The sequence below is a fragment of the Streptomyces sp. NPDC058632 genome (assembly GCF_042717095.1).
Lineage (GTDB): Bacteria > Actinomycetota > Actinomycetes > Streptomycetales > Streptomycetaceae > Streptomyces.
This window is the reverse complement of record NZ_JBHXQZ010000153.1, coordinates 1,938-10,595: the sequence shown is the minus strand read 5'-3', so window position 1 is coordinate 10,595 and position 8,658 is coordinate 1,938. Positions and strand designations below refer to the sequence as shown.

The following is an 8,658-nucleotide window of genomic DNA, read 5'->3' as shown; positions in this document are numbered from 1 at the left end:
GATCGTCTCCATGACCGACCAGGTCTTGATGGTCTGGCCGACGCTCAGCCCGAAGTACTCCTTCACCAGCCAGAAACCGGCGTCGTTGACATGGCTGAAGAAGACCGAGCCGGCACCGATGGCCAGCACCAGCAGAGCGGCGTGCGTGGTCGACATGTCGGCCGCGAGCGGTGCCACCAGGCCGGCCGCCGAGATGGTCGCCACGGTCGCGGAACCGGTCGCCAGCCGGATCGCCACCGCGATCAGCCAGCCGAGCAGCAGCGCCGGGACGGACCAGTCCTCGGAGATGTCGAGGATCATCTGACCCACACCGGAGTCGATCAGGGTCTGCTTGAAACCGCCACCCGCGCCGACGATCAGCAGGATGCCGGCGATCGGGGCGAGGCCCTTCTCGACCAGCCCCGAGATCCGCTCCTTGCTGAACCCGGCGGGCAGGCCCAGCGTGAAGATGCCGACGAGCACGGACGCGAGCAGGGCGATCATCGGGGAGCCGATGACGTTGAAGACGCGCTGGACGCCGTTCTCCGGGTCGTCGACGACGATCTCCACCAGGGCCCTGGCCAGCATCAGCACGACCGGCAGCAGAATGGTCGCCAGCGTCGGGCCGAACCCGGGACGCTTCTCCAGGTCCTCGGAGGGACGCTGAGGGATCATCCGGTCCGGGGCCGGGACGTCCACCCAGCGGGCGGCGTACTTGGAGAAGACCGGACCGGCGATGATCACCGTCGGTATGGCGACGAGCACACCCAGCGCGAGCGTCACGCCGAGGTTGGCGTCGACCGCGTCGATCGCGACCAGCGGGCCGGGGTGCGGAGGCACCAGGCCGTGCATCACGGACAGGCCGGCGAGCGCCGGGATGCCGATCCGCATCAGCGAGTAGTTGCCGCGCTTGGCGACCATCAGCACGACCGGGATCAGCAGCACGACGCCGACCTCGAAGAACAGCGGCAGACCGATCACCGAGGCGATCAGCACCATCGCCCACGGCATGGTGCGGCCGTTGGCCCTGGCGAGGATCGTGTCGACGATCTGGTCGGCGCCGCCCGAGTCGGCGAGCATCTTGCCGAGGATCGCCCCGAGGGCGATGAGCACGCCGACACCGGCGACGGTGGAACCGAGCCCGGCGCTGAAACTGGTGATGACCTTGTCCAGCGGCGCCCCGGCGAACGCGCCGAGTGCCAGCGAACCGATGGTCAGCGCCAGGAAGGCGTGCAGCTTGAAGCGCGTGATGAGCAAGACGATGACGGCGATGCCCGCCAGGACGGCGATGCCCAGCTGAGCGTGGCCGGCCGAGGTGATCGGCTCGGGTGCGTCCGCTGCCAGCAGCTCGACACTGAGTCTGGTCACGGTGAATCCCTTGTGAGTACGGGGAGTGGGGGAATCGGAAAGAAGACCGGGGCGATGGGGACGCCCCGGGGTCCATGGGGGCCGAAAGCGGCGGGGTCCGGAAGCGGCCGGCGGAGCCGGCTCGGACGGGGGAGGCCAGGCCGGGTGCCGACCGCTTCGGGCGGGAGCTAGGAGGCCGCTCCGGAGAGGTCCGCGAGGGCGGTGACCGCCTGTTCGGTGATCTCCTCGGGGCTGCCCGTGACCTCCACGGCGACTCCGCGCTCGTCCGGCTCCAGCGGCTGGAGCGTGGCGAACTGGGAGTCGAGCAGTGCCGTGGGCATGAAGTGCCCCTCGCGGTGCGACATCCGGTCCTCGATCAGCGCACGGTCACCCGTGAGGTGCACGAAGACCACGCCGGGCGCGGCTGCCCGCAGCCGGTCGCGGTACGACCGCTTCAGCGCCGAGCAGCTGACCACGCCGCCGAGGCCGGCCCGTTCGTGCGCCCACCCGCCGATGGCGTCCAGCCAGGGCCGGCGGTCGTCGTCGTCGAGCGGGGTGCCCGCCGACATCTTGGCGATGTTGGCCGGTGGATGGAAGTCGTCGCCCTCGGCGTACGGGACGCCGTACCGGGCCGCGAGCAGGGGACCGATGGTGGTCTTGCCGGTGCCCGCGACGCCCATGACCACTACGACATGGGGGGTGTTCATCGCTGCCTCACAGTCTGCTGTCGTCGTCGACAACCTGATGTCGAGGCAACTGAAACTCAAAGGTAAGACAAATACAAGGGGGTGTGACGTATAAGTCCGACCTTTGAAACCCGTGATCCGCCCCGTACTCTGAGTGGATGAGCACCATGGGCCGGGGGCTGCACGGCCGTGTATTGGACACCCTCGGCCCCGAGATCACGGCGGGCGCATACCCGCCGGGCAGCGTGCTACGCACCGACGAACTCGCACAGCGTTTCGACGTGTCGCGGTCCGTGATGCGTGAAGTGGTGCGCGTCCTGGAGTCCATGCACCTCGTCGAGTCCCGGCGCCGGGTGGGTGTGACGGTCCGCCCGGCCTGCGACTGGAACGTGTACGACCCCCAGGTCATCCGCTGGCGGCTGGCCGGCGCGGACCGCCCCCGGCAACTGCGCTCGCTCACGGTGCTGCGCTCGGCCGTCGAACCGGTCGCGGCGGGGCTCGCCGCCCGCAACGCCACCGCCGAGCAGTGCGCCGAACTCACCGAGTGCGCCCTCGGCATGGTCGCCAACTCGCGCGGCCACCAGCTGGAGGGCTACCTCCTCCACGACGTGGCCTTCCACCGCGTCATCCTCACCGCGTCCGGCAACGACATGTTCGCCCGCCTCGGCGACGTCGTCGCCGAGGTCCTCACCGGCCGCACCCATCACGACGTGATGTTCGAGGACCCCGACCCGGCCGCGGTCACCCTGCACGTCCGGGTCGCCGAAGCGGTCCGCGAGCGCGACGCCGCCCGCGCGGAGGAACTGACCCGCGAGATCACCGTGGGCGCGCTCCAGGAACTGGACATCCTGGCACCGTGACCGGGCCGGGGCGTCGCCCCGTCCGGTCTGCCGCGCCGCCCCGTCCGGCCTACTTGGACTCGACCCGGCCGAGCGGATCGGGACCGGCCGTCAGCGCGTCGCACGCCTCCTGCCAGGCGGGATCCCCCGGCTGGAACCGACTGCGCAGGTAGGCCCAGGTGAGCCGCGCCACCGCGGCGACCCGCGCGGGGTTCTCGTCCGTGGTCTCGGCGACGTCGTAGCCGGAGATCCCGCCGAGCCCGTGCTCCGCGCCGAACAGGGTCAGCAGCGACTTCGGTCCCGGCGCGAGGGTGTACGGATCGGCGTGCCAGTCCGGGCCCCGGACCGTCAGATGGGTGGAGTCGTCCTTGTCGCCGGCGACCACGAGCGCGGGCGTGGCCATCCCGGAGAAGTCCGTGGTCAGGAAGAAGGGCAGGTTCTCGGCCGTGGACGGGGTGAGGGCGTCGCCCCCTCGGCCGGGTGCCGCGAGCAGCACCCCCGCCTTGATCCGGGGCTCGGTCAGGTCGGCCACCTTCCCGTCGTCCGGATCGGTGAGCCGGGCGCCCAGCAGCAGACTCGCGGTGTGCCCGCCCATCGAGTGCCCGGCCACGGCCACGCTGCCGCGGTCCACCCGCCCGCGAAGCTGCGGCACCGCGGCCTCGATCGCGTCGAATCCGTCGAGGACGCGCGTCATGTCCTCGGCCCGCGACCGCCAGTGCAAGGGGCCCCCGGGGGCGGCGGGGTCCAGTTCCAGCGTCCTCGAGCTGAGATGGGTCGGCTGGACGACGACGAAGCCGTGCGCCGCCCAGAAGTGGGCGAGCGGCGCGTAGCCGTTCAGCGAGGAGAGGTGGTTCGAGTAGCCCTGGCCGTGCGAGAGGAGGACGACCGGCAGATCGTCCCCGGTCACGGGCGCGGAGACCCGGACCTCCAGATCCACCGCCCGGCCGGGAGCCGGCACCACCACCGGACCGACGGAGAGGACGGGGGCGGGGGAGCGGAGAGCTTCGCGGGCAGGGGAGATCGATGCGCTCATGCGGGGTTCCCTTTCGATGGCCTCCGCCGCCGGCACTCGCTCTCATGCGGCCGACGGCGATCGAGGCGGTCGGAAGCGCCCGGCTCCGGCCATGCCGACAAGCGGAACGCTGTTCCGATTACGATACGGAACAGTGTTCCGCTCTGTCAACGGCGGTCCGGAGCGAGGGGGGCGGGCGGGCCGGGCGGGCGGGACCCCTGTGAGCGGGGTCGGGCGGGCGGGAGCCGGGTGAGCGGGCTCAGCCCAGGAACTCCCCGTCGAGGTACACCCATGCCCCGCCCACGCGCTCGAAGCGGCTCCGCTCGTGCAGCGAGCCGCCCCGGTAGGAGGCCCGGAAGGTCACCGTCCCGGTGGAGTGGAAGGCGGATCCGCCGACCGCCTCCAGGATCTCCAGTCCGGTCCACCGCATCCCGGGGTCGAGGTCGACCCGCTCCGGCCGCGTCCGCGGATGCCAGGTCCGCAGCAGGTAACCGGCGTCCAGCCGTACGAAGGCGCAGTACCGCGACCGCATCAGCCGCTCGGCGGTCGGCGCGGCGGCCGCCCCCGAGTGGAAGCGCCCGCAGCACGCCTCGTAGGTCTCGGGGAGCCCGCAGGGGCAGGAGTGGTCGGCCATGGTCTTCCTCCGTGACGGGGCGCGACAACGCACGAGGGCCGCGACCTGATGGTCGCGGCCCTCGTGCTCATGTGTCCGAGGGGGGACTTGAACCCCCACGCCCGTTAAAGGGCACTAGCACCTCAAGCTAGCGCGTCTGCCATTCCGCCACCCGGACAAGGTGTCTGACGCGCGGGTTTCCCCCGCGGCGACGACGTAAACATTACCAGGCTTTCCGGGGTGGCCGATCACCCCCGGGCGGGTGCGCGGTCCGGCGCCGCCCGTCCCGGCCGGGCTCCGTTCCCGCGTGAACGCCGTGTGACGGGCCGGGTCCGGTCTTGGGGCGGGGGCGCCCAGGAGAGAGGATGAGGGGAGACCCACGAGCAGTGACGGCGTGCGGGGAACAGAGCGCAGTGACAAGAGTGCAGTGACAGCGGGAGGAACCACGTGAGCGCGACGGACGGCACGGCCAGGGGCGTCACCGGTGAGGACGAGGTCGTGGACCTCTGCCGCGACCTGATCCGGATCGACACCAGCAACTACGGCGACCACTCGGGTCCCGGCGAGCGCAAGGCGGCCGAGTACGTCGCCGAGAAGCTCGCCGAGGTGGGGCTCGAACCGCAGATCTTCGAGTCGCACAAGGGCCGCGCCTCCACCGTGGCCCGGATCGAGGGGGAGGACCCCTCCCGGCCGGCGCTGCTGATCCACGGCCACACCGACGTGGTACCGGCCAACGCCGACGACTGGACCCACCACCCGTTCTCCGGCGAGATCGCCGACGGATGCGTGTGGGGGCGCGGGGCCGTCGACATGAAGGACATGGACGCGATGACCCTGGCGGTCGTCCGCGACCGGCTGCGCAGCGGGCGCAAGCCCCCGCGCGACATCGTCCTCGCCTTCCTCGCCGACGAGGAGGCCGGCGGCACCTACGGCGCCAAGCACCTGGTCCGCGAGCACCCCGAGCTGTTCGAGGGCGTCACCGAGGCGATCGGCGAGGTCGGCGGGTTCTCCTTCACCGTCAACGAGAAGCTGCGCCTCTACCTCGTCGAGACCGCCGAGAAGGGCATGCACTGGATGCGGCTCACCGTCGACGGCACGGCCGGCCACGGCTCGATGACCAACGACGACAACGCGATCACCGAACTCAGCGAGGCGGTCGCCCGGCTCGGCCGGCACACGTGGCCGGTACGGGTCACCAAGACCGTACGGGCCTTCCTGGACGAGCTCTCCGACGCCCTCGGCACCGAGCTCGACCCGGAGAACATGGACGAGACCCTCGCCAAGCTCGGCGGCATCGCCCGCATGATCGGCACCACCCTGCGCAACTCGGCGGCGCCCACCATGCTCGGCGCCGGCTACAAGGTCAACGTCATCCCGGGCCAGGCCACCGCCCACGTCGACGGCCGCTTCCTGCCCGGACACGAGGAGGAGTTCCTGGCCGACCTCGACCGGATCCTCGGCCCGCGCGTGAAGCGGGAGGACGTGCACGCGGACAAGGCGCTGGAGACCGGTTTCGACGGCCGGCTCGTCGACGCCATGCAGCTGGCGCTCGGCGCCGAGGACCCGATCGCGCGGGCGGTGCCGTACATGCTCTCCGGCGGCACCGACGCCAAGTCCTTCGACGACCTCGGCATCCGCTGCTTCGGCTTCGCCCCGCTGCAGCTGCCGCCGGAGCTGGACTTCGCCGGCATGTTCCACGGGGTCGACGAGCGGGTGCCGGTGGACGGCCTGAAGTTCGGTGTGCGGGTGCTCGACCGGTTCCTGGACGCGTCCTGAACGCCCCCTGCACAATCGGGCAGACGTACGGAATTAACCGGGAAGGGTGAATGCGACGATAAGCTCGTAGCCTCATTACTTCCTCCTCGTTACCCGTGATGTGATCCGCGGATTTGGATCGCATTGCCAACGAGGAGGAATAATGATCAAGAAGGTCGTCGCTGTCGCCGCCGCCACCGGTGGGCTGGTTCTCGCGGGTGCGGGCATGGCCGCCGCCGATGCCGGTGCCCAGGGTGCCGCCGTGCACTCCCCGGGTGTCGTCTCGGGCAACGTCGTTCAGGTCCCGGTGCACGTCCCGGTGAACGCCTGCGGCAACACGGTCTCCGTGATCGGACTGCTGAACCCCACGTTCGGCAACACCTGCGTCAACCAGTGACGTTGTGCCTCGCCCATTAGGGCACGCCCTTTCAGGGTTTGAGCCTGTCGGCCCCGCAGCGCGCGCCATGCGCTCGGGGTCGACCGGTTTTCCCGTACGTTCCGAACACCGGGAACGGAATCCGAGGCGGTCCGTGGGGTCCGAGAAATTCCAGGAATCCTTGGAACACCCTTCCCGGCACTTGGTCGAAGGCAGGAATCAGTACATGCGACAGGTCACCCGTAAGGGTCTGATGACCGTGGCAGCCGCGTCCGGCGTGATCGCCGCCGCGGGCGGGCTCGCGCACGCCGACTCCGGCACACAGGGGGCGGCCGAGGGCTCACCCGGCGTGCTCTCCGGGAACTCGCTCCACGCGCCGGTGCACGCGCCGGTCAACGTCTGCGGAAACACGGTCGACGTCGTCGGCGTCCTCAACCCGTCCGTGGGCACCTCGTGTGCCAACCAGGGCGGTTCGGCGCCGAGCGGTCACGGCGGCGCGCAGACCGGCGGGCACACCGCCGGCTCGCCCGGCGTGGCGTCCGGCAATCGCATCGAGGCACCGGTCCACGTTCCGGTGAACGTCTGCGGCAACAGCGTCGACGTCATCGGTCTCGGCAACGCCGCCCTGGGCAGCGAGTGCGCGAACGGCGGCTCCGGCGACCAGGAGACGCCCAGCCGGCCCGGCGACCGGGGCGAGGCCGAGCCGGCCACGCCGTCCACCCCGGGCGAGGCCACCCCCGGTGGCTCCGCGCCCGGCAGCCGGCCGGGCACCCACTCCGCCGCCCGGCCCCAGGGCGACGTGGAGCTGGCCGCGACGGGCAGCGAGCTGCCGATCGGGCTCGCCCTGCCGGCCGGGGCGGGCGCGCTGCTCGCCGGCGTGGTGCTCTACCGCAAGGCGCGAGCCGCCGCGTGACACCGGCCGCGACAGTGGCCGGAACCGGCCGTCCGGAGCGGGCCCGGCTGCGCCGGTGCCCGCTCCGTGGGTGAGGGCGTAGCGGCCGACGGGGTGTCCGGACTCACCAGGTCGCGCGTACCTGGCGGATGATCCGCCGCCGCAGCCGCACCTTGCGGCTCCCGTCGCGCAGCAGACTCAGACGGTCCAACTCCCAGTGACCGTACTCCGCGTGGTCCGTCAGCAGACGGGCCGCCTCCTTGCGGGAGACCCCGCGCGGTACGTACACGTCGACAAATTCGTATTCCGGCATCGCATCTATTGTGCGGGCTGGGCCCCGGTACGGATAGCGTCTGCACTATGTCTGATGCTGCGCAGCCCACCGCTGCCGAGGTACGCGCCGCCGCCGAGGCGGTCAAGACCGCGCTCGACCGCCACCTGGCCGCGGTCGAACGCAGGTCGGGGGAGGACGACCCGGCCGTCTACGAGGCGTTCAACGAGCTGGCCGGGGCCGCTGAGGCGTACGACGAACTGCTCTACGACCGCTACGACGAGGTGACCCCCTTCGAGATCCCCGCGGCCGAGGACGCCCTGCCGCCCTACACCGGCCCCGAGGAGCCCAGCGCGCTCAGCGTGCTGATCCGCCGCGACTACGCCGTCGCGGAGCCGCGGCGGCTGCTGGCGCACGCCCAGCGGATCGAGGCGGTGGACGACGAGGGCTCCGACACCTCCGGCACTTCCGGCGCCTCGGGCACCGTCCACGGCGCGCTCGGCCTCCTGTTCGGCGAGTACGAACCGGACGAGATCGCCTCCCGGCACAAGGAGTTCGGCCTCGAGGAGGGAGACTCCACACTCTGGGTGACGGCATCGGACGAACCGGCGGAAGCCGGTGAATGGCTCGAGGCACCGTTCGAGCAGGCGGACCCGGCACAGGTCGTGTGCCGCTTCGACGTCAGCGCCGTCTTCGACGAAGATCCCGACGACGAGGTGGACGACCTCGACGACGACCTCGAGGACGGGCCGGTGCCGGCCCTCGACGCCGACCGCTGATCACGCCCCGAGTCGGGCCTACGGGACCGGTGACGGCGGCAGGAGCGACACCGGCGCCGACAGTGGTGGTGGGGGGGGGGCCCCGGGGGGCCCCCCCCCCCCCGGCCAC

10 protein-coding genes and 1 tRNA gene are annotated in these 8,658 nt (G+C 71.4%); 5 read left to right on the top strand and 6 right to left on the bottom strand.

Features of this window, described 5'->3' with window-relative positions; all coding sequences use genetic code 11:
• Positions 1–1,347, bottom strand: a 1,347-nt coding sequence (locus tag ACFWVE_RS33875) for a gluconate:H+ symporter (RefSeq protein ID WP_384022740.1), incomplete at its 3' end; no start/stop codon positions are given.
• Between the two features lie 167 nt (positions 1,348–1,514).
• A complete protein-coding gene (locus ACFWVE_RS33870) occupies positions 1,515–2,033 on the bottom strand; it encodes a gluconokinase (protein ID WP_384022737.1) in 519 nt (172 codons plus the stop codon).
• Positions 2,034–2,170: 137 nt separating this feature from the next.
• Between ACFWVE_RS33870 and ACFWVE_RS33865 the strand changes: the two genes are divergently transcribed.
• Positions 2,171–2,872: a FadR/GntR family transcriptional regulator gene (locus ACFWVE_RS33865; RefSeq protein ID WP_384022734.1), complete on the top strand. Its 702-nt coding sequence runs from the start codon at positions 2,171–2,173 to the stop codon at positions 2,870–2,872.
• 49 nt (positions 2,873–2,921) lie between these two features.
• Here the strand turns inward: ACFWVE_RS33865 and ACFWVE_RS33860 are convergent, their stop codons facing one another.
• The 3 genes from ACFWVE_RS33860 to ACFWVE_RS33850 all read right to left on the bottom strand — a co-directional run bounded on the left by ACFWVE_RS33860 (position 2,922) and on the right by ACFWVE_RS33850 (position 4,654).
• Positions 2,922–3,884 carry an alpha/beta hydrolase family protein gene (locus ACFWVE_RS33860; RefSeq protein WP_384022731.1) on the bottom strand — a complete coding sequence of 321 codons (963 nt, stop codon included), beginning with the start codon at positions 3,882–3,884 and terminating at the stop codon, positions 2,922–2,924.
• A gap of 238 nt (positions 3,885–4,122) precedes the next feature.
• Positions 4,123–4,497, bottom strand: coding sequence for a YchJ family protein (locus ACFWVE_RS33855; RefSeq protein WP_384022728.1), 375 nt, complete (start codon positions 4,495–4,497; stop codon positions 4,123–4,125).
• Between the two features lie 72 nt (positions 4,498–4,569).
• A tRNA-Leu gene (locus ACFWVE_RS33850) sits at positions 4,570–4,654 on the bottom strand.
• 269 nt (positions 4,655–4,923) lie between these two features.
• Between ACFWVE_RS33850 and ACFWVE_RS33845 the strand changes: the two genes are divergently transcribed.
• From ACFWVE_RS33845 to ACFWVE_RS33835, 3 genes are all read left to right on the top strand, one after another.
• Entirely contained in the window at positions 4,924–6,252 is a 1,329-nt protein-coding gene (locus tag ACFWVE_RS33845) for a M20/M25/M40 family metallo-hydrolase (protein ID WP_384022725.1), read from the top strand.
• Positions 6,253–6,394: 142 nt separating this feature from the next.
• Positions 6,395–6,628, top strand: coding sequence for a chaplin ChpH (gene chpH, locus ACFWVE_RS33840; RefSeq protein WP_384022722.1), 234 nt, complete (start codon positions 6,395–6,397; stop codon positions 6,626–6,628).
• 205 nt (positions 6,629–6,833) lie between these two features.
• On the top strand, positions 6,834–7,520 hold the full coding sequence (locus ACFWVE_RS33835) for a chaplin (RefSeq protein ID WP_384022719.1): 687 nt from the start codon (positions 6,834–6,836) through the stop codon (positions 7,518–7,520).
• A gap of 103 nt (positions 7,521–7,623) precedes the next feature.
• On the opposite strand, the gene ACFWVE_RS33830 is transcribed toward ACFWVE_RS33835, so the two are convergent.
• Complete coding sequence (locus tag ACFWVE_RS33830) at positions 7,624–7,812, bottom strand: DUF5703 family protein (protein WP_020276814.1); 189 nt, start codon at positions 7,810–7,812, stop codon at positions 7,624–7,626.
• A gap of 47 nt (positions 7,813–7,859) precedes the next feature.
• On the opposite strand from ACFWVE_RS33830, the gene ACFWVE_RS33825 reads away from it, so the two are divergent.
• Positions 7,860–8,549 carry a hypothetical protein gene (locus tag ACFWVE_RS33825; protein ID WP_384022716.1) on the top strand — a complete coding sequence of 230 codons (690 nt, stop codon included), beginning with the start codon at positions 7,860–7,862 and terminating at the stop codon, positions 8,547–8,549.
• Positions 8,550–8,658: the final 109 nt, after the last annotated feature.

Bases quoted from the DNA above. Each gene is read 5' to 3' on its own strand.
- ACFWVE_RS33870 (WP_384022737.1), bottom strand. From the start codon at position 2,033: ATGAACACCCCCCATGTCGTAGTGGTCATGGGCGTCGCGGGCACCGGC.
- ACFWVE_RS33865 (WP_384022734.1), top strand. From the start codon at position 2,171: ATGAGCACCATGGGCCGGGGGCTGCACGGCCGTGTATTGGACACCCTC.
- ACFWVE_RS33860 (WP_384022731.1), bottom strand. From the start codon at position 3,884: ATGAGCGCATCGATCTCCCCTGCCCGCGAAGCTCTCCGCTCCCCCGCC.
- ACFWVE_RS33855 (WP_384022728.1), bottom strand. From the start codon at position 4,497: ATGGCCGACCACTCCTGCCCCTGCGGGCTCCCCGAGACCTACGAGGCG.
- chpH (WP_384022722.1), top strand. From the start codon at position 6,395: ATGATCAAGAAGGTCGTCGCTGTCGCCGCCGCCACCGGTGGGCTGGTT.
- ACFWVE_RS33835 (WP_384022719.1), top strand. From the start codon at position 6,834: ATGCGACAGGTCACCCGTAAGGGTCTGATGACCGTGGCAGCCGCGTCC.
- ACFWVE_RS33830 (WP_020276814.1), bottom strand. From the start codon at position 7,812: ATGCCGGAATACGAATTTGTCGACGTGTACGTACCGCGCGGGGTCTCC.
- ACFWVE_RS33825 (WP_384022716.1), top strand. From the start codon at position 7,860: ATGTCTGATGCTGCGCAGCCCACCGCTGCCGAGGTACGCGCCGCCGCC.